24 protein-coding genes are annotated in these 23,262 nt (G+C 71.4%); 12 read left to right on the forward strand and 12 right to left on the reverse strand.

The window, feature by feature from the left end; genetic code table 11:
• Positions 1-60: 60 nt before the first annotated feature.
• Together BXA11_RS28785 and BXA11_RS28790 are read left to right on the forward strand one after the other, a co-directional pair.
• Entirely contained in the window at positions 61-1,098 is a 1,038-nt protein-coding gene (locus BXA11_RS28785) for a serine hydrolase domain-containing protein (protein ID WP_083744655.1), read from the forward strand.
• A gap of 98 nt (positions 1,099-1,196) precedes the next feature.
• Positions 1,197-2,009, forward strand: a complete 813-nt coding sequence (locus BXA11_RS28790; RefSeq protein WP_076439583.1) for a DUF1206 domain-containing protein — start codon at positions 1,197-1,199, stop codon at positions 2,007-2,009.
• A gap of 41 nt (positions 2,010-2,050) precedes the next feature.
• On the opposite strand, the gene BXA11_RS28795 is transcribed toward BXA11_RS28790, so the two are convergent.
• Positions 2,051-2,650: a TetR/AcrR family transcriptional regulator gene (locus BXA11_RS28795; RefSeq protein WP_076439586.1), complete on the reverse strand. Its 600-nt coding sequence runs from the start codon at positions 2,648-2,650 to the stop codon at positions 2,051-2,053.
• Between the two features lie 137 nt (positions 2,651-2,787).
• Between BXA11_RS28795 and BXA11_RS28800 the strand changes: the two genes are divergently transcribed.
• The gene (locus BXA11_RS28800; RefSeq protein ID WP_076439589.1) at positions 2,788-3,732 is read left to right on the forward strand and encodes an SDR family NAD(P)-dependent oxidoreductase; all 945 of its coding nucleotides are present in this window, start codon (positions 2,788-2,790) and stop codon (positions 3,730-3,732) included.
• 51 nt (positions 3,733-3,783) lie between these two features.
• On the opposite strand, the gene BXA11_RS28805 is transcribed toward BXA11_RS28800, so the two are convergent.
• Entirely contained in the window at positions 3,784-4,719 is a 936-nt protein-coding gene (locus BXA11_RS28805) for an RNA polymerase sigma-70 factor (protein ID WP_308441098.1), read from the reverse strand.
• Between the two features lie 124 nt (positions 4,720-4,843).
• On the opposite strand from BXA11_RS28805, the gene BXA11_RS28810 reads away from it, so the two are divergent.
• Positions 4,844-5,689, forward strand: coding sequence for an SDR family NAD(P)-dependent oxidoreductase (locus BXA11_RS28810; protein ID WP_076439591.1), 846 nt, complete (start codon positions 4,844-4,846; stop codon positions 5,687-5,689).
• 316 nt (positions 5,690-6,005) lie between these two features.
• Here BXA11_RS28810 and BXA11_RS28815 read toward each other — a convergent pair whose 3' ends face one another.
• Both BXA11_RS28815 and BXA11_RS28820 read right to left on the reverse strand, forming a co-directional pair.
• Positions 6,006-6,851, reverse strand: coding sequence for an alpha/beta fold hydrolase (locus BXA11_RS28815; RefSeq protein WP_076439593.1), 846 nt, complete (start codon positions 6,849-6,851; stop codon positions 6,006-6,008).
• Positions 6,848-7,285, reverse strand: coding sequence for a MarR family winged helix-turn-helix transcriptional regulator (locus tag BXA11_RS28820; protein ID WP_076439595.1), 438 nt, complete (start codon positions 7,283-7,285; stop codon positions 6,848-6,850). The genes BXA11_RS28815 and BXA11_RS28820 overlap by 4 nt, the downstream gene beginning before the upstream one ends.
• 285 nt (positions 7,286-7,570) lie before the next feature.
• On the opposite strand from BXA11_RS28820, the gene BXA11_RS28825 reads away from it, so the two are divergent.
• From BXA11_RS28825 to BXA11_RS28840, 4 genes are all read left to right on the forward strand, one after another.
• On the forward strand, positions 7,571-8,251 hold the full coding sequence (locus BXA11_RS28825) for a hypothetical protein (RefSeq protein ID WP_208865583.1): 681 nt from the start codon (positions 7,571-7,573) through the stop codon (positions 8,249-8,251).
• Positions 8,252-8,516: 265 nt separating this feature from the next.
• Positions 8,517-9,065, forward strand: a complete 549-nt coding sequence (locus BXA11_RS28830; protein WP_076439600.1) for a TetR/AcrR family transcriptional regulator — start codon at positions 8,517-8,519, stop codon at positions 9,063-9,065.
• 23 nt (positions 9,066-9,088) lie between these two features.
• Positions 9,089-11,248: an MMPL family transporter gene (locus tag BXA11_RS28835; RefSeq protein WP_076439602.1), complete on the forward strand. Its 2,160-nt coding sequence runs from the start codon at positions 9,089-9,091 to the stop codon at positions 11,246-11,248.
• Between the two features lie 120 nt (positions 11,249-11,368).
• Entirely contained in the window at positions 11,369-12,229 is an 861-nt protein-coding gene (locus BXA11_RS28840) for a universal stress protein (RefSeq protein WP_030509899.1), read from the forward strand.
• Between the two features lie 125 nt (positions 12,230-12,354).
• On the opposite strand, the gene BXA11_RS28845 is transcribed toward BXA11_RS28840, so the two are convergent.
• The 6 genes from BXA11_RS28845 to BXA11_RS28870 all read right to left on the reverse strand — a co-directional run bounded on the left by BXA11_RS28845 (position 12,355) and on the right by BXA11_RS28870 (position 18,271).
• Entirely contained in the window at positions 12,355-12,699 is a 345-nt protein-coding gene (locus tag BXA11_RS28845; RefSeq protein ID WP_030509898.1) for an RNA polymerase-binding protein RbpA, read from the reverse strand.
• 125 nt (positions 12,700-12,824) lie between these two features.
• Positions 12,825-14,174, reverse strand: a complete 1,350-nt coding sequence (locus BXA11_RS28850) for an MFS transporter (RefSeq protein WP_076439605.1) — start codon at positions 14,172-14,174, stop codon at positions 12,825-12,827.
• A gap of 161 nt (positions 14,175-14,335) precedes the next feature.
• Entirely contained in the window at positions 14,336-15,133 is a 798-nt protein-coding gene (locus tag BXA11_RS28855) for a glycerophosphodiester phosphodiesterase family protein (RefSeq protein WP_030509896.1), read from the reverse strand.
• A 113-nt stretch (positions 15,134-15,246) separates the two neighbouring features.
• A complete protein-coding gene (locus BXA11_RS28860) occupies positions 15,247-15,543 on the reverse strand; it encodes an acyl carrier protein (RefSeq protein ID WP_239105304.1) in 297 nt (98 codons plus the stop codon).
• Positions 15,540-17,213 carry a fatty acyl-AMP ligase gene (locus BXA11_RS28865; protein ID WP_076439607.1) on the reverse strand — a complete coding sequence of 558 codons (1,674 nt, stop codon included), beginning with the start codon at positions 17,211-17,213 and terminating at the stop codon, positions 15,540-15,542. Before BXA11_RS28865 ends, BXA11_RS28860 begins: the two co-directional genes overlap by 4 nt.
• Positions 17,210-18,271: an SDR family oxidoreductase gene (locus BXA11_RS28870; protein WP_159454852.1), complete on the reverse strand. Its 1,062-nt coding sequence runs from the start codon at positions 18,269-18,271 to the stop codon at positions 17,210-17,212. Before BXA11_RS28870 ends, BXA11_RS28865 begins: the two co-directional genes overlap by 4 nt.
• Positions 18,272-18,345: 74 nt before the next feature.
• Between BXA11_RS28870 and BXA11_RS28875 the strand changes: the two genes are divergently transcribed.
• Complete coding sequence (locus BXA11_RS28875; protein WP_076439611.1) at positions 18,346-18,909, forward strand: EF-hand domain-containing protein; 564 nt, start codon at positions 18,346-18,348, stop codon at positions 18,907-18,909.
• An 83-nt stretch (positions 18,910-18,992) separates the two neighbouring features.
• Here the strand turns inward: BXA11_RS28875 and BXA11_RS28880 are convergent, their stop codons facing one another.
• Positions 18,993-19,544 carry a TrmH family RNA methyltransferase gene (locus BXA11_RS28880; RefSeq protein ID WP_076439613.1) on the reverse strand — a complete coding sequence of 184 codons (552 nt, stop codon included), beginning with the start codon at positions 19,542-19,544 and terminating at the stop codon, positions 18,993-18,995.
• Positions 19,545-19,551: 7 nt separating this feature from the next.
• Positions 19,552-20,166: a class I SAM-dependent methyltransferase gene (locus BXA11_RS28885; RefSeq protein ID WP_076439615.1), complete on the reverse strand. Its 615-nt coding sequence runs from the start codon at positions 20,164-20,166 to the stop codon at positions 19,552-19,554.
• A gap of 129 nt (positions 20,167-20,295) precedes the next feature.
• Here BXA11_RS28885 and BXA11_RS28890 point away from each other — a divergent pair, with 129 nt between their 5' ends.
• The 3 genes from BXA11_RS28890 (at position 20,296) to BXA11_RS45480 (ending at position 23,219) form a co-directional block, all read left to right on the forward strand.
• Positions 20,296-20,856: an RNA polymerase sigma factor gene (locus tag BXA11_RS28890; RefSeq protein ID WP_275409786.1), complete on the forward strand. Its 561-nt coding sequence runs from the start codon at positions 20,296-20,298 to the stop codon at positions 20,854-20,856.
• Positions 20,856-21,734, forward strand: a complete 879-nt coding sequence (locus BXA11_RS28895; RefSeq protein ID WP_076439617.1) for a hypothetical protein — start codon at positions 20,856-20,858, stop codon at positions 21,732-21,734. The genes BXA11_RS28890 and BXA11_RS28895 overlap by 1 nt, the downstream gene beginning before the upstream one ends.
• Before the next feature lie 72 nt (positions 21,735-21,806).
• The gene (locus BXA11_RS45480; protein WP_204054053.1) at positions 21,807-23,219 is read left to right on the forward strand and encodes a hypothetical protein; all 1,413 of its coding nucleotides are present in this window, start codon (positions 21,807-21,809) and stop codon (positions 23,217-23,219) included.
• The last annotated feature ends 43 nt before the right edge of the window (positions 23,220-23,262 follow it).

Consider the following 23,262-nt stretch of genomic DNA (forward strand, 5'->3'; position numbering starts at 1 on the left):
GTGCCTGATAACGCGGTGCCTGATAACGCGGTGCCTGATAACGCGGTGCCTGATAACGCGGTGCCTGACGGGGTGTCCGCGCTCGAAGAGGTCCTGCGGGCCGCGGTGCCCGAGGTCGCCTCGGCGGCGGTCGCCGAGATCGCCGTGGACGGGCGCACGGTGGCCGCGGCCGCCGTGGGAGAGGCCGTGCGGTACGCCGACCCGTCCGGGGGATTGTTGGCGGAACGGCCCGCCGTGGCGATGGACGCGCTCTTCGACATCGCCTCCCTGACCAAGATGTTCACGGCCGTGGTGCTGGTCTCGCTGGCCCAGGAGGGCGCGCTCGACCTCGACGAGCCGGTGGCCGTCCGGCTGCCCCGGTTCTACGGGCACCGGCCCGAGATCACCGTGCGGCACCTGCTGACGCATTCGGCGGGCCTGCCCGCGAGCCGCCGGGTGGAGAAGGAGCCGGAGGAGGCCCGCTGGGACCTGGTGCTGTCCACTCCGGAGCAGGGGCCGCCGGGGACGCACCTCTACTCGGACGTCGGCATGATCACGGCCGGCCGGGTTGCGGAGGCCGCCGGCGGCGCGCCGCTGGACGTGCTCGTGCGCGAGCGGGTCACCGGGCCGCTCGGGCTCGGTGCCACGACGTACGGGCCGGTCGAGCCGGGCCGGGCCGTCGCCACCGAGTTCAAGCGCGGCACCTGCGTGCGGGGCGAGGTGCACGACGAGACGGCTCACGCGCTGGGCGGCGTGGCCGGGCACGCCGGGCTGTTCTCCACCACCGCCGACCTCGTGCGTTTCGGCGAGGCGCTGCGCACCGGCGGCGGCCCGGCCCTGTCTCCCGCCTGGACCGCCGAGATGCTGCGCGACCAGGGCGTGCCGGGCGCGGCCTTCCGGCAGGGGCTCGGCGTGCGCATCGACGACCCGGCCATCGTGGGGCCGCTCACGGGCGCGTTCGGCCACTCGGGCTTCACCGGAACGTCGCTGGTCGTCGATCCCGCCCACCGGCTGACCGTCGTGCTGCTCACCAACAACGTGCATCCGCTGCGGGGCCGCCCCGGCATCCGCGACCTCCGGCACGCCGTCGCGGCGGAGGCCCTGCGCCTGGCCGGCTGAGCCCGGCGGACGTTTGATCCTCCTCGTCCGGGTCAGTAGGTGACCAGTCCGGCAGACGGACCGATCCGCCGACCGATCCCCGAAGGAGAGGAGCCGCGATGACGACCGCGCATCAGGCCGGCCGCCGTCTCGAAGGTGCGGCCCGCAGGGCGGCCGACCACCCTGTCCTGGAGAAGCTCGCCAAGGTCGGGTTCGCCGCCCGGGGCGTCCTGTACGCGATCATCGGCCTGGTCGCCCTCCAGATCGCCTTCGGCGGCGGCGGGGAGGCCGACAAGAGCAGCGCGCTCCAGATCGTCCGCGACGCGCCCCTGGGCGACCCCCTGCTGTGGGTCATGGCCGTCGGCCTGGCCGCACTGACGATCTGGCAGGTCTCCGAGGCCGTTTGGGGCCGGCCCGGGGTCAAGGAGCGCGTGGAGGCCGTGGCCAGGGCCGTCGTCTACGCCGCCCTGGTGTTCTCGATGGTGGCGCTGCTCACGCGCAACAAGGCCGCCTCCTCGTCCGACAGCCAGTCGCAGGACGTCACCAAGACGCTGTTCGAGCTGCCCGGCGGCCAGTTCCTGGTCGGCCTGATGGCGCTGGGCGTGATCGCCCTCGGCGTCTTCTGGATCTACGAGGGCTGGACCGAGAAGTTCATGAAGGACATGCACGTGACCGGGCCCCGGGCTCGCGGTGTCGTCGTCAAGCTCGGCAAGGCCGGCTACATCGCCCGCGGCGTCATCGCGCTGGCCGCCGGCGTCCTGATCGGCCGGGCCGCCCTCACCTACGACCCCGACAAGGCGGCCGGCATCGACGGCGCGCTCAAGGCGCTCGCCGACACCCCGGCCGGTCCGTGGCTGCTCGTCGTGGTCGCCGTCGGCCTGGTGCTGTTCGCCGTCTACTGCTTCGCGGAGGCCCGCTGGCACCGTGTGTGACCCTATGTGACCTGTGTGAGCGGGCGCGCCGGGGCGGAGCCTCAGGTCGTCGTCCCGGTCGCCGCGTAGCGTAGACCGTCCATGAGCAGGTCGAGCAGACGCCCGGCCTGCTCGCGCTGCGCGGGCTCGCCGGCGGCGAGGCAGATGCCGTTCACGCCGGTGAGCACGTCCTCGGCCGCCACGTCCCGCCGCAGGGTGCCGGCCGTGCGGCCCGCGTCGAGCAGCGTGCCGATCGCGCCGAGCAGCCGGTCGCGGCTGTGCGCGTACGGGTTGGCGCCGGAGGCGATCACGGCGCGGAGCGCGTCGGCCATGCCCCGTTTGGTAGCCAGGTAGTCGACGAAACGGTCCATCCAGGTGCGCATCGCCACGTCGGGCGGCATCTCGTGCGCTAGCTCGGCCGCCGCGTCGCACAGCTTCGCCAGCTCGTTGCGGTAGGCCGCCTCGATCAGCGCCTCCCGGGTGGGGAAGTGGCGGTAGAGCGTGCCGATGCCGACGCCGGCCTCCTTCGCGATCGCGTCGAGCGTGACATCCGGCCCGTCCTGGGAGAACGCCCGCACGGCGACGTCGAGCAGCCGCTCGCGGTTGCGCCGGGCGTCGGCGCGCAACGGCTTGGCTGCGGGTGGTCGAGCGGGGGTGGACACGGCTCCTCCACAGGCGCGGGTTGCTAAACGGAGGGTCCTCCGATTAGAGTTCCAGGCGTACCGGAGGTTCCTCCGGTTTTCCTGATTGTAGCGGCCGGGCTCCCGGGGGGCCGCCGCCGTACGGGACGGGGACGAACATGACTCAGACCACCCGCATCACCACGCCGTTCACCGCGCAGTCCACCGCGGCCGAGGTCCTGGAAGGCGTCGACCTGCGCGGTCGGCGCGCGATCGTGACCGGTGGCGCGTCGGGGATCGGCGTCGAGACCGCCCGGGCGCTGGCCGCGGCGGGCGCGGAGGTGACGATCGCGGTCCGCGACCTCGACGCGGGCAAGCGGACCGCCGAGGACATCGCCGCCACCACCGCGGGCGCGCCCGTTCTCGTCGCGCCGCTTGACCTCGCCGACCAGGCCTCCGTCGCGGCGTTCGTCGCCGGGTGGGAGGGGCCGCTGCACATCCTGGTCAACAACGCCGGAGTGATGGCGTGCCCGGAGACGCGGACTCCCGAGGGCTGGGAACTGCAGTTCGCGACCAACCACCTCGGTCACTTCGCGCTGGCCACGGGCCTCCACCCGGCGCTCGCGGCGGCCGGCGGCGCCCGCGTCGTGTCGGTCAGCTCCAGCGCCCACCTGCGCTCGCCGGTCGTCTTCGACGACATCCACTTCAAGGAGCGCCCGTACGAGCCGTGGCTGGCGTACGGGCAGTCGAAGACGGCCAACGTGCTGTTCGCGGTCGAGGCCGGCAGGCGGTGGGCCGGCGACGGCATCACGGTCAACGCGCTCATGCCCGGGGGGATCCCCACCGGCCTTCAGCGGCACCTGGAGCCCGACTACATCGAGCGCCGCCGCGCGCTGGGCAACTCGACCGGCGTGACGTGGAAGAACACCGAGCAGGGCGCGGCCACCTCCGTGCTGCTCGGCGCCTCGCCGCTGGTCGAGGGCGTCAGCGGACGCTACTTCGAGGACAACCAGGAGGCGGAGGTCGTCGAATCGGGCGAGGGCCGGGGCGTCGCGGCGTACGCGCTCGACCCGGAGGCCGCCACCCTCCTCTGGCAGGTGTCGGCGGACCTGCTCGACCTGTAGATTCCTGCTCGACCTGTAGATCCCGGGGCACTCCGGCCGCCGGGCCGCCGGTCATGACGTCCGCTGGTCGCGGCGGGTCTGCTTCTTCTCGCGGATGACCGCGTGGGCGTCGGCGACGGGGCCGAGGTGAGCGAGCTTGTCGGGGTTGACGATCGAGCGGATGGTCTGGATGCGTCCGTCCAGGATGTCGAACGTCCAGACGTTGAAGACGCGGCTCTCGCGGTCGCGGATGATCAAGCCCGGCCGGCCGTTCACCTCGTGCGCCTCCAGCACCGCGCCGATTTGGGCGAACGGCGGGATAGTGACCGACAGCACCCGGGCGACCTTCGCGGCGCCGAAGAGGGGGATCGTGCTCCCGATCTTGCCGGCGCCGTCGTTGACGAGCTGGACGTCGGCGGCCAGCAGTTCCTGCAGCCCTGCGACGTCCCCCTCCCGCATCGCATGGAAGAACCGCCCGGCGAGCCGGTCGCGCGTCTGGCGATCCGCCTCGAAGCGGGGCCGGCCCGCGTCCATGTGGCGGCGCGCCTGCAGCGCGAGCTGGCGGCAGGCCGCCTCCGACCGCTCCACCGCGTCGGCGATCTCCCGGTAGCTGAAGGCGAACACCTCGCGGAGCACGAAGACCGCGCGTTCGAGCGGGCTGAGCCGCTCCAGCAGGATCAGCGCCGCCATCGACAACGAGTCGGACAGCTCCGCCGACCGCTCCGGGTCCTGGTAGGGGTCGGTCAGCAGCGGTTCTGGGAACCACGGCCCGACGTACGCCTCGCGCCGCACGCGGGCCGAGCGCAGCACGTCGATCGAGATCCGCGTCACCGTGGCCGACAGGAAGGCCTTGGGCGACTCGGCCTGGGTCGCGGAGCCTTCGTAGCGCAGCCAGGCCTCCTGAACCGCGTCCTCGGCCTCGCTCACGCTGCCCAGGACGCGATAGGCGATCGCGAACAGCAGCGGCCTCAGTTCCTGGAACTCCTCGACGCGGGTCACACCGATCATTGATATCACCATGCCGGACAAACGCGACATTGTGCCGCAGGTCACACTCGGGCGATCTCACATCTCCGCCGGCCGTCTCGTCCAGGGGGTTGTAACGGCTGAACGCGAAAACAAGGAGCACACCATGCAGAAGGTCTGGTTCGTCACCGGCTCGTCCCGCGGCCTGGGCCGCAACTTCGTGGAGGCCGCGCTCAAGCGCGGCGACAAGGTCGCCGCCACCGCACGGAGCACCGCGAGCCTGCAGGCGCTGGTCGACACCTATGGGGACGCGGTGCTGCCGCTGGAGATGGACGTGACCGACAGGGCCGCCGTCTTCGAGAGCGTGCAGCGCGCCAAGGAGCACTTCGGGCGGCTGGACGTCATCGTGAACAACGCCGGGTACGCCCAGATCGGCGCGGTCGAGGAGCTGACCGAGCAGGACCTGCGCGACCAGATGGAGACCAACCTGTTCGGTGCGGTGTGGGTGGTCCAGGCGGCGCTGCCCCACCTGCGCGAGCAGCGCTCGGGGCACATCATCCAGCTCTCCTCGGCGGCCGGGGTGATCGCGATGCCGCTCGGCGGCGCGTACCACGCCTCCAAGTGGGCCCTGGAGGGCCTGAACGAGGCGCTCGCCGGTGAGGTCGCCGAGTTCGGCGTCAAGCTGACCATCATCGAGCCCGGCGGCTTCGCCACCCGCGACGGCAACAACCCCGACCCGCTGGCCAACGGCCACATGGCCGCGCCCGACCCGGCCTACGACGGTCTCCGTCAGCGCCTCGGGGCGATGACCGGGAAGATGCCCGCCGGCGACCCGGCCGCCGCGGCGCAGGCACTGCTGAAGCTCGTCGACTCCGAGAACCCGCCGCTGCGGGTGCTGTTCGGCAAGGGCTTCCACCCACTGATCGAGCAGGCCTACGCCGACCGGCTCAAGACCTGGTCCGACTGGCAGGACCTCTCCATCGAGGCACACGGCACCCTCGAAGCCCGCTGACCCAGGCAAGAGACCGCGCAACCCTTCGAAAACAACCAGGAGGCGGAGGTCGTCGAATCGGGCGAGGGCCGGGGCGTCGCGGCGTACGCGCTCGACCCGGAGGCCGCCACCCTCCTCTGGCAGGTGTCGGCGGACCTGCTCGACCTGTGATCTCCCGCGTGTGATCTCCCGCGGGTGATCTGGCGGCACGGTCCGCCCGAGCCGAGGCCCGGCCTTTCCAGCCGGGCCTTCGCGTTTCTCCCGGACTGGCGCCGGGCCGATACATGGAGGCGGGTGAAATCGTCCGTGCTCAACGGGGGCCGCTCCGTCCGAACCGTCACAGGAGGAACGGGAGTGCCCGCGCGACCACGACCGGGCCCGATTTGGGTTGTGTCGGAGAAAGATGATCAAGGCCCTCGACGGTTGTGAGAGTGGCGTCGGGAAGGGTGTCGCGGAGCATGGCGAACTCCGCTCGGTGATCGGGCTTGGAGCGGCCGCCGACGAGGAGGAGCACCGGGGCGGTGACGTCGGCGAATTCGGGGAGCCGGCCGTACTGGGCGGCGAGCTGCTCGTGTTCGGCCAGGCACGCCTTCAGCAGGGATCGCATGCGCTCCCATCTCTGCCCGCGCAACACCACGCGCATCACGGTGCGCAGATACCAGTGCGGCAGTTTGGTCATGAAGGCCGGCGCTCCGCCGGAGCCTTGGACGAAGTGGACGAACGCGCCGTAGTGGTCGCCCGCGGCCAGCCGCTCCCGGAACGGGGCCATCCATCCGGTGGGGACGGGGGCGCAGGGCACTCCCGGCTCGTAGACCGCGATGCGGTCGAACAACGGGAAGGAGCGTGCGGTCTCCAGGATGACAAGCCCGCCATAACTGTGCCCGAAGGCCAGGCGGGCCCCGGTCGCGGCCTGGACGGCGCGTAGATCCTCCACTTCCTTGGCCAGGGAATACTCCGGTCCCTGGGGGCCGCTGGCGCCGCGTCCGCGCCGGTCGACGACGTGCACGGTGAAGGAGCGAGCCAGCAGCCGGGCCAGCGGCAGGTAGTCGTCGGAGGTGCTCAGGTTGCCGCCGACCACGATCAGGTCCGGTCCTGCGCCCAGGGTCCGGTAACCGATCGCCGTGCCGTCGGCCGAAACTGCCGTGTGCTCGTGTAAGGGCGAAATATCGGTGTTCTGGCTCACTTTCCCGCCTCCCGCTCCAGCCGGTCGAACGTGGTCAGCAGCCGCGCGGTGTGCTCGGCGTACTCGGCGTACGGCACGCCGCTCGCCGCGACGACGGCGGCAAGCCGGTCTTCGAACTCCTGCCGGATCGAGGCCACCCGCCGCTTCCCCTCGTCGGTGAGGCTCAGCCGCCGGCGGTTGCCCCCGGCGGGGTCGGGCTGGACATCGAGGAGGCCGTCGGCGGCCAGTACACCGGTCATGCGGCTCACCGACGGCTCGGTGACGCCGAGGTATTCGGCGAGGGTTCGCTGTGTCGAGGCCTCCAGTTCCCCGACCAGGGTCAGGGCCAGGAAGCGGCTGTAGGAGATGTCGTGCTCTGCCCGGAGAATCCGGTCGGCGGCCCGGTCCAGCCGGGCGGTGAGCACGTGCAGGTTGAGGCTGAGATTCCGTTCCATGCAGCTAACTTAGCAAGCTAACTTAGCCAATGCAAGGTGGGTCGCCACTCTGGGTCGGAGGGGTCGGCGGCGTACGTGAATCGCCATGAGGCGCGCAGAAGACGTCAGGACATCTGCGCGGGCCGGCCGAAGAACCTGGCATCCCCCAACCGTGGACCCGGAGAGCGGGTCGCCTCCGATTGGAAAGAGGGCTACGTATCAACCGGCACGTTCCTGTGCCAGGTTCCCATCCTTCGCTCTTTGGTCTCTCCTCACAGGGAGAGGCATCACATAAAGTACCCGGGTGTGATCATCAGTCGTGCGCTACTCGCCGCTGGTCTGTTATGCGCGGTTCTCCTCGCGCCGGCCCCTGTCATGGCTGGGAGTTCTCCCGAGCCGCCGTCTTCGGATCGACTTGCGGCAGCGCTACTTGTGCCGGAGGACCTCGGTCCTGGGTTTGCGCACAGCGCGGATCTGAACAGGGATCCCCTGTCTTCCACGGTCCTTCTCTCGAAGGCGTGTACCAGGGCCGTCAAGGGAATCGCTCCGCTCTACCGGGCCAAGTTCGCGACCGCGCTGGAGAATGCAGATGAATGGGAGCGGCTGAATGAGTACATAGTCAACGGCACTCGTAGCGATATCGCCACCTTGGAGCGCGCGGCCAAGGTTATGGTCCGGGATTGTGGTCACGTCTCGGTCGCCAGGCGCTACGCGAAAGACAGCATCCGCAAGCTGCAGGTCGGCAAGCTCGGCGACAGTGTCTACGCAATAAAGATTCGCAGCGGGATTCCCGGCAGAAACCTGGACAAGGACTCCATGATTGCGATCGACATCGTGATCATCAGGGTGGGGCACACGATGATCGCGCTTGAACACACCGTCAACGTAGGCCGGCCCGACTCCGCGCTCACCAGGTCCGCCGCCGAGACGGCCACCAGGCGACTTCAGAAAACTCTCGAGGATTCTCCGGTCGAGATCCCCCTCTGACGGCCTGCTGCTTGACCGGCGCCGGCGCCCGTCAACGGGTAGCTCATGGGCCACCTCGGCAGGGCCGGCGACCGGCGGCGACGACGCTCGCGCTGATCGGACGCGTCACCGAAGGGACGTGGCCGCCGACTGGTTCGAGGCGTTGCACTCTCGCGTCAGGCCCGTCTCCTCCTGATGCCGCTGGGCGGCAGGTGCCGCACTCGCGCTCCCTGGTTGCTGGCCGATCGGTCAAAAGCTGGCCGATCGGTCAGCTAAGGTGGTCCGCATGGCACGTTCCGCAACCACCACGCGCGCGGACATCCTGGACTCGGCCGTGCGGCTGTTCGCCGCGCACGGCTTCCGCGGCACCTCCCTTCAGGACATCGCCACGGACGCGGGCTGCTCCAAGGCGTCCTTGCTCTACCACTTCACGAACAAGGACGCGATCCTGACCGAGCTGCTGGCGCCCGTCGGGCCGGAGTTCGCCGAGCTGGAAGGGCGGCTCGCCGGGCTCGACGGCGAGGAGGCGGCCCGCGCCGCCGTCGCCGGACTCGTCGACCTGTCCCTGCGGTTCCGGCTGCAGGTGAAGATCCTCCTGCAGGACGTCGACGCGCTGCTCAACCGGCCGGAACTGCCGGACGTGGACGGCCTCACCGAACGGCTGACGGTCGCCCTGTCCGGCCGCTCGGCCACCCCTCAGGCCCGGGTCTGGGCCTGGATGGCGATGCTGGGGATCATCCTGACCAGCGCCGGCGAGCTCACGCTCCCCGAGGAGACGCTGCGCGCGGAGCTGACCCGCGGCGCGTTGCGGACGCTCGGCCTGCAGACCGACTGACCTCCCGAAGAAAGAGATCTGCTTTGGCAACCCTGCTGTACCGGCTGGGCCGGTTCTCCTTCCGCAGACGCGGGCTCGTGGCCGCCGTGTGGCTGCTGCTGCTCGTGGTTTTGGGCCTGGCCGCCGCCGCCTTCCACGGGCCGACCGGCGACAAGTTCGCCATGCCCGGCACCGAGTCGCAGCGGGCGCTGGACGCCCTGGCCAAGGAGTTCCCGCAGGCCAGCGGTGCCACCGGCACCATCGTCGTCGCCGCTCCGCAGGGCGGGAAGCTGGACCCCGCCGCGATCGCGCCCGTGATCAAGGAGGCCGCCGGCATCCCCGGCGTCGTCGCCGCCCTCGACCCCTTCAAGTCCGGCGCCGTCTCCGCCGACGGCCGCTACGCCCTGGTCCAGGTGCAGTTCGCCAGCGCGATCAAGGACGTCACCGAGGCCCAGCGCGAGGCGTACACGAAGGCCGGTTCCTCCGTGACGGGGCTGCGGGTCGAGCACGGCGGGGAGGTGCTGAACGCCGCGCCGGAAGTGGGCGGATCCGAAGGGATCGGCGTCGTCATCGCCGCGGTGGTGCTGATCGTCACCTTCGGCTCGCTGGTGGCCGCCGGCATGACCCTGCTGAACGCGCTGATCGGCGTGGGGGCCGGCATGGGCGGCCTGTTCGCGCTCAGCGGCGTCGTCGAGCTGACCTCCGTCACGCCGGTGCTGGCGCTGATGCTGGGGCTGGCCGTCGGCATCGACTACTCGCTGTTCATCACCTCCCGCTACCGCCAGTTCCTGGCCGAGGGCGTGGCACCGGAGGAGGCGGCGGGCCGCGCGGTGGGCACCGCCGGATCGGCGGTCGTGTTCGCCGGGGCCACCGTGGTCATCGCGCTCGCCGGTCTGTCGGTGGTCGGCATCCCGTTCCTGAGCGTGATGGGCCTGGCCGCCGCCGGCACAGTGGCCGTCGCCGTGCTGGTCGCCCTCACGCTGCTGCCCGCCTTCCTGTCGTACGCCGGAACCCGGGTGCTGCCCCGCAAGCAGCGCACCGGCGAGAACGCCGACGCGGGCGGCCGGGGCTTCGGCCACACCTGGGGACGGGTGGTCACCCGGCTGCGCGTGCCGATCCTGCTGGCCGGGGTCCTCGGCCTCGGTGCGCTCACACTGCCGGCCCAGGACCTGCGGCTGGCCCTGCCCGACGCCGGCACCGCCGCCCCCGGCACTCCGGCGCGCGAGGCGTACGACCTGACCAGCGAGGGGTTCGGCGAGGGCTTCAACGCCCGCCTGATCGCCGTGGTCTCCGCCGCCGACCGCGCGGCCACGACGGCCGCCGCCGGTGAGGCCGCCAAGCTGATCCAGCAGACCCCCGGCGTGCTGGCGGTGGCTCCGCCGCAGCCCAACGCCGCGGGCACCACCGCGCTGCTGACCATCATCCCCAAGGCCGGGCCCACCGCCGCGGCCACCGAGGACGCCGTCCACGCCATCCGCGCCAAGGTCGCCAGGATCGGCGGCGCCGAGATCGCCGTCACCGGCGCGACGGCCGTGGGCATCGACGTGTCCGACAAGCTCGCCGACGCCATGCCGGTGTACCTGCTGCTGGTGGTCGGCCTGTCGGTGCTGCTGCTCATGCTCGTCTTCCGCTCGATCCTGGTCCCGGTCAAGGCGGCGCTGGGTTTCCTGCTCACCGTCGGATCGACCTTCGGCATCACCGTGGCGATCTTCCAGGAGGGCCACCTGGCCGGTCTGCTGGGCGTGGACGTGCCGGGCCCGCTGGTGAGCTTCCTGCCGATCCTGCTCATCGGCATCCTGTTCGGCCTGGCCATGGACTACGAGGTGTTCCTGGTCTCGCGGATGCGCGAGGATTACGTGCACGGCGACACGCCCCGCCAGGCGACGATCAACGGCATGGGGCACAACGCGCGGGTCGTCACCGCCGCGGCGCTGATCATGACGGCGGTGTTCGGCGGGTTCGTGTTCATGAACGACCCGATCATCAAGTCGATGGGCTTCGCGCTGGCCGTCGGTGTGCTCGTCGACGCCTTCGTGGTCCGCATGACCCTCGTCCCCGCCGTGATGTCCATGCTCGGCCGCGCCGCCTGGTGGCTGCCCCGTGCCCTGGACCGGGCGCTGCCCGACCTCGACGTCGAGGGTGAGCGGCTGCGTCACCACCTCACCGCCCGCGCGGCCGTCTCCCCGGAGCACGCCCTGTTGTAGGAGCGGGGGTGTCGTAGAGGGCGCCGGGGGCCGGAGGTCCCGTTCCGGCGGGACCTTCGGCGCTCGCACGGCCCGGCGGGGAAACGATGTGATGGAAGGACCGGACGAGGGGAGGGCGTCATGATCGTCGTGGGTGTCGACGGCTCGCGCGCCGGCATGGAGGCCGTCTGCTGGGCGGCCCGGGAGGCCGAGCTGCGTGGCGTCCCCCTGCGCATCGCCAACGCCATCCCCGCCTGGGCGTGCTCGACCGCGCAGCAGGGTCCGTACACGAACGTCGCGGCGTGGATGCGCGACGGCGCCGCCGCCGTCCTCGACGCCGCCACCGAGCGGGTCCGCGTGGAGGCGCCCCGGGTGCAGGTCGACACCGCGATCCTGGCCGGCGACCCGCGCCCGGCGCTCGTCGAGGCGGCCGTGGACGCCGATCTCCTGGTGGTCGGCAACCACGGGCTCGGCGGTTTCCGCGGCCTGCTGCTCGGCTCGGTCGCGTACGGCGTGGCGGGTCACGCCCCGTGCGACGTGGTCGTCGTGCGGGAGGTGCCCTCCGCGCCGCGCCCGGAGATCGTGGTGGGCATCGACGGATCGCCCGCCTGCGGCAAGGTGCTCGACTTCGCCTTCGCCGAGGCGGCGTTGCGCGGGACGGGCCTGCGGGTGGTGCACGCCTACAGCCCGCTGGGGGCGGGTGGCGGTTTCGCGCCGCTCCCCGACGACTTCGACGACGAGAGCGTCGAGGTGCGGATGGTCAGGGAGGCACTCGCCGGGCGGCGCGAACTCTATGCCGACGTGAAGGTCGTCGAGGAGGTCGTCCGGGGACATCCGGTGGACGTGCTGCGGCAGGCGTCGGCGGGTGCGGACCTGCTGGTCATCGGCTCCCAGGGGCACGGCGAGTTCACCGGCCTGATCCTCGGATCGGTCTGCCAGGCCATGCTCCACTATGCGACGTGCCCCATGGCCGTCGTGCGCGCGCCGGCGCCGACCGGCTGAGGAACAGCGCGGACCGGAATCCCGCATCCGCACCGAACAGCGCGGACCCAACAGCGCGGACACGTGAACGCCCCCGGCGGCCCGGACGAATGGATCTCCGGGCCGCCGGGGGCGTCGTCGGCGTCCTACGCGCTCTTGCGCCGCTGCTCGCGCAGAATGGCCAGTCGCTCGTTCAGCACCTCTTCGAGGTCCTCGATCGAGCGGCGCTCCAGCAGCATGTCCCAGTGGGTCCGCGGGGGCTTCGCCTTCTTCTGCTGGGGCTGCTCCGCGTCCACCCGCAGCGCCGGGCTGCCGCAGTGACGGCACTCCCAGGTCGTGGGAATCTCGGCCTCGACGGCGAGCGGGACGGTGGTGAGATGGCCCTTGGGGCACGTGTAGGACACCTCCTGACGCGGGGCCAGATCGGTGTTGCGGTCGTTCTCGTAGCTGGTCGCGCCGAGCCGGGTACCGCGAAGTGCACGCTCGCCCATGTCTTTAAGCCTCCTGAGGTCCCCGCCTTCGAGGGGTTCGTTCGCCACCGCGTACAACGCCTGATACCGTGTGTGGATTCCCAGCCGAGACCTGATCCAATCGCGCTTTTTCCGTCCCACTGGTCTCAGATGTGGTCGGGCACCTCGTTCCCCGCCTCACGGATGGCTCGGGGAAGGTTGACAACGCTGAGCAGTGCGAATCCGAGGACGAAGAACGCCACCAGCGAGACGATCGCGGTGCGGTAGCTGTCGGTGAGCTGGAGCGCCAGCGTGAGCACCAGCGAGCCGAGGAACGCCGACCCCTTGTCGCTGATCTGGTAGAGGCTGAAGTACTCCGCCTCCCGGCCGGGTGGGATCACCAGGGAGTACAGCGAGCGCGACAGCGCCTGGGTGCCGCCCATGACGATCGCGATGGCGAAGGCGATCGCGTAGAACTGGACGGCCGAGCCTTTCTGCAGGAAGTAGGCCACGCCCACCACGATCGTCCACACCACCAGGCTGGCCAGGACGGTGCGCTTGGTCCCGAATCTCACCGCGAGCCGCGCGAGCCCGAGCGCGCCGCCGACGGCGATGAACTGCACCATGAGGATCGCCCCGATCTGGTGCGTCTGGCTCAGCCCCAGCTCCTGGTCGGCGTACGTGGCGGAGAAGCTGATCACCGTCTGCACGCCGTCGTTGTAGACCAGGTAGGCCGCGAGGAACAGCAGCGTGCGGGGGTAGCGGCGCAGGTCGGCGATCGTACGGCCGAGCTGGCGGATGCTGCCCGCCACGGCCCGGGCCGCGGTCGACTCATGGACGGGCACCCGCCGGTTGCGCAGGCGCAGCATCGGGATCAGGGCGAACGCGCCCCACCACAGGCCCGCCGAGGCCAGGCTGATCCGCACCGCCAGGCCGGTCTCGATGTCGGCGAACAGGTAGATCACCAGGTTGAGCGCGAGCAGCAGGCCGCCGCCGAGGTAGCCGAAGCCCCAGCCCCTGCTGGAGATCGTGTCGCGTTCCTCCGTCCCGGCGATCTGCGGCAGGAAGGAGTCGTAGACGACGCGGGCCGCGCCGAAGGTCACGTTGGCGACCAGGAACAGTGCGCCGCCGAGCAAGTATGCGTCACCGGACACGAAGTAGAAGCCGAGCGTGGCCACCACGCCCAGGTAGGCGAAGACCCCCAGGATCTGCTTCTTGCGGCCGGTGTGGTCGGCCAGCGCGCCGACCACCGGCATGATCACGATCTGCAGCAGCACCGAGATCGTCACCATGGTGGTGAAGTAGGCCTTCGGACGCAGGTCCAGGCCCAGGAACGCCACGAAGCCGTCCTCGCCGCCCGCCGCGGCAGTGGCGACCGAGGTCAGGTACGGCCCGAGGAAGACGGTCAGGACGGTCGTCTGGAACGCCGAGTCCGCCCAGTCATACCAGTACCAGCCGCGTTGCTCGCGCCGCCGTGCGCTGGGGATCTCCTCGCGGACGACCTGGGGAGCGGTCATGGTCTCTCCTCATGGGGGTGGAGCGTCGCCGGGGGCCGGGAGATCGGCGGAGGCCGGGGTTCGGCGGGGGCCCGGGTGTAACAAGGGACAGGGTGTAACAAGGGACAGGGTCAGGGGGCGGGGCTCATTGGACGGGGCTCATTGGACGGCATGGTCCGTGGTCACGGTACGGCTGGGCGGGGGTGCCACTGCCCGCGTGACTTGAGCACGTCGCGCAGGCCGCTGATGTTGTCCGTCATGATTCCGTCGACGCCGAGATCGAGCAGATGGGCCATCGTCACCGGGTCGTTCACCGTCCACACGTGCACCTGCATCCCGATCGCGTGCGCGGTGCGCACGAGGGCGCGGGTGGTCACCCGAAGGCCGCGGAACCCGATCGGCGCCTGCGCGCACGGCACGCCCGCCCGGGCCAGCCCGGACAGCAGCCTGCCGTACCCGCCTCCCATCGCGGCCGTACGCAGGGCGGTCAGGCCGCGCGGGCCGAGCGAGAAGCAGACCTCCCGGTCGATCGCCCGCCGGGCGCGGGCCAGCCGGGCCTCGGAGAACGAGGTCAGGCACACGCGGTCGTAGGCGCGGGTGCGGTGGATCGCCCGGGCCAGCGGGGCGATCGCGGCGCTCTCCTTGACGTCGATGTTGAACCGCACGTCCGGCCAGGCGCCGAGCAGGTCCTCCAGCAGCGGGATCTCGTGCCGGCCGCCGATCCTGGCCTCGCGCACCTCGCGGTAGGGCAGCCGCGAGATGCGGCCGGTGCGGTCGGTGACCCGGTCGAGGGTGTGGTCGTGGAACGCGAGCAGGACGCCGTCGGCGGTCGCGTGCGCGTCGGTCTCCAGAAAGGTGTAACCGAGCTCCACCGCCCGGGAGAAGGCGGCCATGGTGTTCTCGCGGGCCTCCGCCGCCCCGCCTCGATGCGCGAAGGCGAGCGGTCCGGGGTGGTCGAGGAACGCGAAACGGCGATGCACGAAAGGAGTATGCCGGGTTCCGGCCACACAGTCAGCGCGCCAAGGTGAACATTTGCGTCACAAGAGTCCCTTGTCATCTTCGGGGTGGAAGTTCCGCTTCCCCGTGTCGCGGTTCACTCCGTGTCCGCCGGCCCCCGCGTGGTCGGGTCTCGTGACAGGAGATCGGCCAGATGGGCGGCGATGTCCTCGATCGTGGGGTGATCCCAGGCCAGGGTCGGCTCGACCAGCAGGCCGACCGCCTCCTCCACGTCGACGCACAGGCTGAGCGAATGGATCGAGTCCAGGCCGTACGTGCGGAGCTTCACCGTCGGATCGATCTCCGCGGGTGGCAGCCCTAGATAGGCGGCCACCCGCTCGATGAGCCATCGGCGCAGGTCACCGGGGGACATCGGATCGGAGGCGGCGTTCACGCGACGGTCCCCAGCAGGTCGTTGACCGCGGGTTCCAGTTCGGCGTGCAGTGGGGTGAGGCGTCCGTTGAGGAACAGCTCTCGCATGTGCCGGCGGCGAAGCTTGCCGCTGGTGGTCTGCCGCACCGCGCCACGAGGCACCAGCATCAGGCTCAGCGGGATGCCGAACTCCCGCGTCACCCGATCCATGATCCGCTCGGCCGTCTCGCCGAGGGCCCCCGACTGGCCCCGGCGCACCTCCTGCACGAGGACGACGTGCTCCCGGCCGTCGCCGCGCCGGACGCCGAAGGCGGCGCTGCGCCCCGCGGCCGGGTTGGCCCGCGCCGCGGCCTCCTCCAGATCCTGCGGGTAGAGGTTGCGACCGTTGACGATGATCACATCCTTGATCCGTCCCGTCACGTAGAGCTGGCCGTCGAGCAGAAACCCCAGGTCACCGGTGCGCAGCCAGCGGCCGTGCGGTGCGGAATCGTCGGCCAGGAAGACGGCGCGGGTCTCCGCCGGGCGGCCCCGGTAGCCCAGGGCGACGCTGGGGCCCGCCACCCAGATCTCCCCGATCTCGCCGTCGGCGACGTTGCCGGAGCCGTCCAGGCCGACGATTCGCAGATCGAGACCGGAGACCGGGCCGCAGGCGACCAGGGGCGTCCCCTCGGGCGCCGGGACCGCCCGATTCCGTTGCAGCGCGGAGGGGTCGAACCGGCGCACGGTCACGCCCTGCCCCTGCGGCACGCAGGTGACCATGAGGGTGCACTCGGCCAGGCCGTAACCGGGATTCCAGGTGGTCGGGCGGAAGCCTGCGGGAGCGAACCGCCGCTCGAACTCGGCGAGTGTGCCGGCGCGGATCGGCTCGGCTCCGCTGACGGCCATGGTCAGTGTGGACAGGTCCAGGCCGGCGAGTTGCTCGTCGGTGATCCTTCGCGTGCACCAGGCGTATCCGAAGTCCGGCGACACGGTCCAGTCCGCGCCGTACCGGCTGATCATCTCCAGCCAGCGCACCGGCCGCGCGACGAAAGCGGTGGGTGACATGAACACCAGGCCGGCGCCCGCGTGGAGCGCCTGTAGCTGAAGGCCGACCAGGCCCATGTCGTGGTAGTGGGGCAGCCACCCGGCCAGCCGCCGCACCGGCGTGTTCCGCGCCAGCAACCGGAACAGCTCCAGGTTGTGCAGCAGGTTGCCGTGCGAGACCTCGACGCCGCGCGGGTCACTGGTCGAGCCGGAGGTGTACTGCAGGTAGGCGATGGTGGCGTCGGAGAGGGCCGGTGGAGTCCAGGCGTCCGGATCGGCGACCGCGTGATCGGCCACGTGGGCCGAAAGATCGGACAGTTCGGACACGTGTCCGGGATCGGTCAGGACCAGCCGCGCGCCCGCGTCCCGCATCAGTGTCCGTACGCGGCTCGCGTGCGGTGCGCCCGCGTCCGGCAGGGGAGCGGGGATCGCCGGCACCCGGGCGTAGAGGCAGCCGAGGAACGCCACGGTGAAGTCGAGCCCCGCCGGGTAGAGCAGCAGCACCGGCTGGTCGGTCAGGCCGCGTCCGGCGAGCCACACGGCGGTGGCGCGCGCCCGCCGGTCCAGTTCGGCGAAGGTGAGCCGGGCCGTGCCGCCGTCGTCGCGTACGAAGACGAACTCACGGTCGTCGCTGATGCGGCTCCGTATGTGTGTGACGAAGTCGGTCATTCGGGCAACCCCTCCCGTACGTACCAGGAGACGAGCCGGTCGAGGACCGCGGGAGTGACGGCGGGCGGCGCCACCGCGTTCCGCCACGCGAAGTCGTAGCGGTGCCGGAAGTAGGTCGCTGTGTACTTGGCCCGCATGTTGACCAGCGCCTCGAACCGGCCGAAAGGCCTGTCGCGGATCTCTTCGGGTGTGGCGGGAACCAGTTCGATCGGCAGCCGGGCGTTGATCACGCCGAACAGGTCGCGCACCGGCACGGTGACGCCGTTCACCACGTGGGAGACCGGACGCGGCTGGTCGGCGGCGGCGAGCGCGAGCAACCGGGAGACCGTGGTGTCGACGGGGGTCAGATGGAGGTTGGCCTCCGGATGACAGGGGAGGCGGACCCGTTCACCGGGCGTGCGCCGGGCGAAGAAGGCGATCACCCGGAGGAAGTCGTACAGGCCGTAGTCGGTCAGCGCCCGCCCCGTGCCGGAGTGCCCGACCATCACGCCCAGCCGGGCCACCAGGGCGGTGCCCTCGCGAACGGACCGCGACCGCGCCAGCGCGATCTCCGCTTGGCGTTTGGAGTATTCGTAGAAGTTCCGGAACCGGTCCGGCGGAGCCTGCGACGGCCAGTCCTCGGGAACGGGGCCCTCGGTGTCGAGCCCGCACTGATAGGCCGTCCCGACGTGGACGTAGCGCGAGCCGGGACGGGCGTGCCGCTCGTAGGTGGACAGCGCGTTGGCCGATCCCGCCACGTTCACGTTCAGCAGTTCCTCCTCCCGGCGGGGGAAGAAGGTGACGAGCGCGGCGACGTGCCAGTAGACGCAAGGTTCCGCGAAGACCTCGGCGACCGGGAGGCCGAGGTCCGGCTCGTCCAGCGCCAGCCCGCGCACCCGGAGGCGGCCCGCCGGGGCCTCGTCGAAGCCGAGGCACCGCAGCGCGTCCTCGACACGGCGGCGCACCACCTCCGCGGAGGCGCGGGCGAGGGCGATCACCTCCTCGCCCCGGGCCAGCAGTGTGCCGATGAGATGAGAGGCCACGAAGCCGTTGGCGCCGTCGATCACGTGAACCCGCACCACGGCACCTTCCCACAACAGGTAGCGGAAGGTAAAGTCGCGATTGCTCACGGTGACCAATTCAGGGAGGGTGCATGCTCAACGACCTGCAGCAGCGCAAGCTGGCCCATCTGTTCACGCTCCTGGACGTGGACGACGACGGGACCGTCGACAAGATGGACTACACCGCCTCGGCCGACCGGCTGGTGAACGCGTTCGGGTTCGCGCCGGGCTCCACGGAGTCGCGGCGGGTCCGGGACCGGTACGCGAGGCTGTGGGACGAGGTGACCCTGCCCATGGACAGCGACGGGGACGAGCGCGTCGAGCTGAAGGAGTTCACGGACGGGTTCCGTCGGTTCGTCACCCAGCCCGAGGCGGGCTACCACACCCATGTCGCGCCGGTCGCCGACGCCTTCTACGACCTGATGGACACCGACGGAGACGGCAGGATCACCCGGACCGAGTACCTGCGGATGGCCGAGAGCGCCTTCCGCATGTCGGAGGCGAACGCCGCCGTCGCGTTCGAGCGTCTCGACCTCGACGGCAACGGCTCACTGAGCAGGCAGGAGCTGCACGTGGCCAACGAGCAGTTCTTCCGCAGCCCCGACCCCGAGAGCCGCGGCAACTGGCTGTTCGGTCCGCTCCCCACGCTGGGCTGACCGCCCTACGGCCCCTGAGGGCTCGCGGCCGGCGCGGGCCGCGGGCCCTCGCCGCTTGCTTGGCCGCCGGGGGCGGACGTGGGCTACCCGGCGGGCGACGCCCACTCCTGCCGCCTGGCCTCCGCCATCGCGATGGCCGCGGCGACCGCCACGTTGACCGATCCGACCCTGCCGACCTGCGGGATGTAGGCCACCGAGTCGGCCGCCTCCAGGCAGGCGGGGGAGCAGCCGTGGTCCTCGCTGCCGAGCACCAGGCACACGTCGCCGCCGAGCTTGGCCTCGTGCAGGGGAACGGCGTCGCCGGTCAGCTCGACCGCGACCACCCGGAAGCCCTCTTCCCTCGCGGCGCGCACGGCCTCGGCCACCGGGACCGGCTCGTGCCACTCGACCAGCCGGTCGGTGCCGAGCGCGGTCTTCTGGGCCTTGGGGTTGGTGGGCGGGGTGGCGTTGCCGGCCAGCCAGACCGTCTCCGCGCCGAAGGCGGCGGCCGTACGGAAGATCGATCCGATGTTGAAGGGCCCGGTCACCGATTCGAGGATCAGCGCGAGACGGCCCTCGGTGTTGCGGCGCCAGGTGCGGTTGAGCCGCTTGACGTCGGTCGGCTTGAGCTGCCTGCGCGGGTTGGGAGTGCTCATCGGGCGGTCATCGCTCCTGAATCTCGGCGGGACGGGCGTCGACCCGCAGCACCCGGTAGGCGGACCGGGAGGCCAGCCGTGAGGTGGGCCGGCCCTGGTTGCTCAGCCAGCGCTGCAGGGAGTCGGAGCCCAGGTGCTTCTGCACGACCAGGTAGGCGCTGCCGTCGGGGGTGAGCCGGTCGAGCCACCGGGTGAGCATCTCGTGGAGCGCGGTCTTGCCGATCCGGATGGCCGGGTTCGACCAGATGGCCCGGAACCTGACGTCCTCGGGCATCTCGTCGGCATGAACCGACCTTACTTTGTCAAGGCCGGCGCTCTTGGCGTTCCGCGCACACAACTCCACCGAGCGCCGGTTCACGTCGACGGCCCACACCGTGGCCTTCGGCGCCCGCGAGGCCATCGTCAGCGCGATGGGCCCGTAGCCGCAGCCGAGGTCGAGCAGGTCGCCCTCGGCCGGAGGCGGCGGCACGGTCTCCAGCAGCACCCGCGTCCCCGGGTCGATGCGTTCGGGAGAGAACACGCCGCGGTCGGTCTCCAGCCGCAGGTGCAGATCCGGGAGGACCAGCGCGACCGAACCGGGCCGGCTGGCCGCCTGGGGACTCTCCTCGAAGTAATGGGCCACGTGCCCAAACGTACCAACGCCGGAGACCGGTGATCTCCGCGCCCGCGAGGACCGGGGAACAGGCTGAAACACTTCCGGCCTTCCGGACACGTACGAAATGACGGAGAAAGCGGTGAAGGAGGAGTGTCGGTGGCCCGCTCGGACCTGAGGCGTCGTTTCGAGGAGATCTATATGGCGCATTACGCGGACCTCCTCGGATATGTGCGGCGCCGCACCGAATCCCCCGAGGACGCCGCGGACGTTCTCGCCGAGACCTTCGCCACGGCATGGCGCCGCATCGCCGACGTCCCTCCCGGCCCGTCGGCCCGATTATGGCTGTACGGCGTGGCCCGGCGGGTGCTGGCCAACGGCCGCAGGGCCGAGACCCGGAGGAGCGCGCTCGTGGAGCGGCTCGGCGCGGAGCTCGGCCAATGGGACGACAACGATTGGACACCGGATCGCGAGGATCTCGACGCCGTACGCGCGGCGTTCCGGCGCCTCGGCCCCGACGACCGGGAGGTGCTGGCGCTGGTGAGCTGGGAAGGGCTGGGACCGGCGGAGATCGCCACGGTGCTGGGCTGTTCGCGCGGAGCCGCCCGCCTTCGGCTGCACCGGGCCCGCAAGCGTCTCGCCGGGGAGTTGAGCTCCGCGGGGGTGGACGTGGCCCGCTATTGCGCGCGGATGCCGGCGCTGGCGGGAGGGGAGGCGTGATGATTCACGACCGCGATGGCCTGCACCGGCTCGTCGCCCGAATCGCCCCGGGCCCGGGCCCGGGGATGACGCCGGCCGCCCTGGAACTGCTGGAGGACATCGTCTCCGGCCATGCTCCGGCGCCCCGCCGGCCGCGTGTGGCGAGGGCCGTCGCCGGCGCCGCCCGGAGCATCGCGCGCAGCCCCCGTCTGGTGCCCGTGATCGTCTCGCTCACCGCCGTCCTGCTCGCCGTGGGCTGGCTCGTGCCCGGGGCGGCCGGCCTCGGTCCCGCACCCGCCGCGGCGGCGCTCGACATCAGGCGGGAGGGCGACCACTACGTCGTCATGGTGCGGGACCTGTTCGCCGCTCCCGCGTCGTACCAGCGGGAACTGCGTCAGCGTGGCCTTGACGTGGACGTGCGGCTCGTGCCGATCGCGGCGGCCTCTGTGGGACATGCGCTCTACTTCGACGGCACCCGGGACTTCAGCGCGATCAGGCCGATCGAGGCGCCGGGCGAGTGCGTGCGAATGGCGCTCTGCCCGATCGGCTTCCGAATCCCGGTCGGTTTCCGCGGGCACGCCACCGTGCTGATCGGCCGTGCCGCACGGCCCGGGGAGCGCTACGGCGTCCTGGAGGCCATCGACATGGAGGGCCAGCCCTTCCACTGCGTGGACTACGTCAACAAGACCGTCGCCGAGGTCCTGCCCCTGCTGCGGGAACGCGGCTTGCGGGCCGAGTTCACCTCCCCCGCCACCAAGGGGCCCAGGCCGTCCGCTCCCGCCGATTGGTACGTCTACGAGGGGGTCATGGTCGCCGACGGACAGGCGCTCATGCTCGTCAACCCCACTCCGAACCCCCAGCCGCGCCCCAGGGACGCCTTCTGCACTGAACGCCCGTGAAGCCCCGGCGTCACTGAGACCCCGGTCGGGTGTGCGCCCGGGCGGATCTCCCCCTCAACGAATGGGTTCGTCATGGCCGCATACGCTCGTGTCCTGCTCCCGGTGCTCGCCGGGATGAGACGCCACCGGGCCTTCACGGTCGCGCTCGTCGCCGCGGCCGTGCTCAGGATGGTCACCATGCTCGGTTACCCGCCGGCCCGGCTCTATTGGTACGACTCGTTCGCCTACCTGCGCAATGCCGTTCACCTGCAGCCGGAGCAGGGATTCCACCCGATCGGATACCCCCTGCTGCTGCGCGCCCTGCTGCCCTTCCACAGCGTCGAGGTGGTCGTCGCCGTGCAGCACGCGATGGGCCTCGCGACCGGCGTGGTCGTCTACGCGGCGCTGCGCGGCAGGGGATCGCCCGGCTGGGCCGCCGTGGCCGCCTCGGCGCCGGGGCTGTTCGACGCGTCGTTCCTCCGGCTGGAGCACGCCGTGGTGTCCGACACGTTGTTCATCCTGCTGGTCGTCACCGCCACGGCCCTGCTGGTCCGCCGGCCGGTGCCGTCCGCGCGTGCCGCCGCGACCGCCGGCCTGCTGCTCGCGGGCGCCGCCCTCACCCGGACGATCGCGCTGCCGCTGCTCCTGCTCGTCCTGCTGGTGCTTGCCGTCCGCCGCGTCCCCTGGCGCCGGCCGGCCGTGCTCGCCCTGACCGGGTTGCTGCCGGTCGCCGCGTACGCGGCGTGGTACGGCGGGGTCCACGGCCGGATCGGCGTCAGCGGCACGGACGGCGTGGCGTTGTGGGCCCGGTCGATGACCTTCGCGGACTGCGCGGTCATCCGCCCTCCTCGGGATCTCGCGCCACTGTGTCCGAACGGGACCGTCCTCGACGCCGCGGGGGAGTACGTGTGGGCGAAGGAGTCCTCCCTCAACCGGCTTCCCGGCGGACACGTCGCGCTCAACGACCGGGCACGCACCTTCGCGCTGCGCGCCGTCGCCGCCCAGCCGCTGGACTACCTGCGCGACGTGGTGAAGAACACCGCGCTCGCGTTCGCCTGGACCCCCGTCGCCCACCCGGCGCGCACCGTCCCCGCGTTCGGCTTCGCACTCGGCACCTGGCCGCTGCCCGCCGATCAGCCGCTCGCCGACCAGGTGAGACGTGAGTACGACCCGGATCTCACGGGCATGCGCTCGGTCCGGCCGTACGCTGACCTGCTGATCGCCTACCAGTACGCGGCCTACCTGCGCGGGCCGTTGCTGGCCGCCGTCCTGCTGCTGGGTTTGACGGGGGCGCTGCGGCGACCGTGGCGGCAGGCGGCGCTGCCGTGGGCGGTCGCCGTGACGCTGCTGGTCGCGCCGGTGGCCGTGCTCGACTTCGACCACCGTTATGTGCTTCCCGTCGTGCCCGTGGCGTGCCTGGCGGCCGGGCTGGCCTTCGCCCGGGCTCCTCGGCGGGAGGAGGCGGACAAGGCCGGTGAGCTGCCCCGCGAGGCGCCGGTGGGCTGAACGCGCCGGGTGGCGCGGTCGGGGGATGGGGTGAGGGGATGCG

This window comes from Microbispora rosea, from assembly GCF_900156315.1.
Taxonomy (GTDB): Bacteria; Actinomycetota; Actinomycetes; order Streptosporangiales; family Streptosporangiaceae; genus Microbispora; species Microbispora rosea.

What these genes read in the sequence shown, in the direction of transcription:
- BXA11_RS28790 (WP_076439583.1), top strand. Translation starts at nt 1,197, where the DNA reads ATGACGACCGCGCATCAGGCCGGCCGCCGTCTCGAAGGTGCGGCCCGC.
- BXA11_RS28800 (WP_076439589.1), top strand. Translation starts at nt 2,788, where the DNA reads ATGACTCAGACCACCCGCATCACCACGCCGTTCACCGCGCAGTCCACC.
- BXA11_RS28805 (WP_308441098.1), bottom strand. Translation starts at nt 4,719, where the DNA reads ATGATCGGTGTGACCCGCGTCGAGGAGTTCCAGGAACTGAGGCCGCTG.
- BXA11_RS28810 (WP_076439591.1), top strand. Translation starts at nt 4,844, where the DNA reads ATGCAGAAGGTCTGGTTCGTCACCGGCTCGTCCCGCGGCCTGGGCCGC.
- BXA11_RS28820 (WP_076439595.1), bottom strand. Translation starts at nt 7,285, where the DNA reads ATGGAACGGAATCTCAGCCTCAACCTGCACGTGCTCACCGCCCGGCTG.
- BXA11_RS28830 (WP_076439600.1), top strand. Translation starts at nt 8,517, where the DNA reads ATGGCACGTTCCGCAACCACCACGCGCGCGGACATCCTGGACTCGGCC.
- BXA11_RS28840 (WP_030509899.1), top strand. Translation starts at nt 11,369, where the DNA reads ATGATCGTCGTGGGTGTCGACGGCTCGCGCGCCGGCATGGAGGCCGTC.
- BXA11_RS28845 (WP_030509898.1), bottom strand. Translation starts at nt 12,699, where the DNA reads ATGGGCGAGCGTGCACTTCGCGGTACCCGGCTCGGCGCGACCAGCTAC.
- BXA11_RS28850 (WP_076439605.1), bottom strand. Translation starts at nt 14,174, where the DNA reads ATGACCGCTCCCCAGGTCGTCCGCGAGGAGATCCCCAGCGCACGGCGG.
- BXA11_RS28865 (WP_076439607.1), bottom strand. Translation starts at nt 17,213, where the DNA reads ATGACCGACTTCGTCACACACATACGGAGCCGCATCAGCGACGACCGT.
- BXA11_RS28875 (WP_076439611.1), top strand. Translation starts at nt 18,346, where the DNA reads ATGCTCAACGACCTGCAGCAGCGCAAGCTGGCCCATCTGTTCACGCTC.
- BXA11_RS28880 (WP_076439613.1), bottom strand. Translation starts at nt 19,544, where the DNA reads ATGAGCACTCCCAACCCGCGCAGGCAGCTCAAGCCGACCGACGTCAAG.
- BXA11_RS28895 (WP_076439617.1), top strand. Translation starts at nt 20,856, where the DNA reads ATGATTCACGACCGCGATGGCCTGCACCGGCTCGTCGCCCGAATCGCC.
- BXA11_RS45480 (WP_204054053.1), top strand. Translation starts at nt 21,807, where the DNA reads ATGGCCGCATACGCTCGTGTCCTGCTCCCGGTGCTCGCCGGGATGAGA.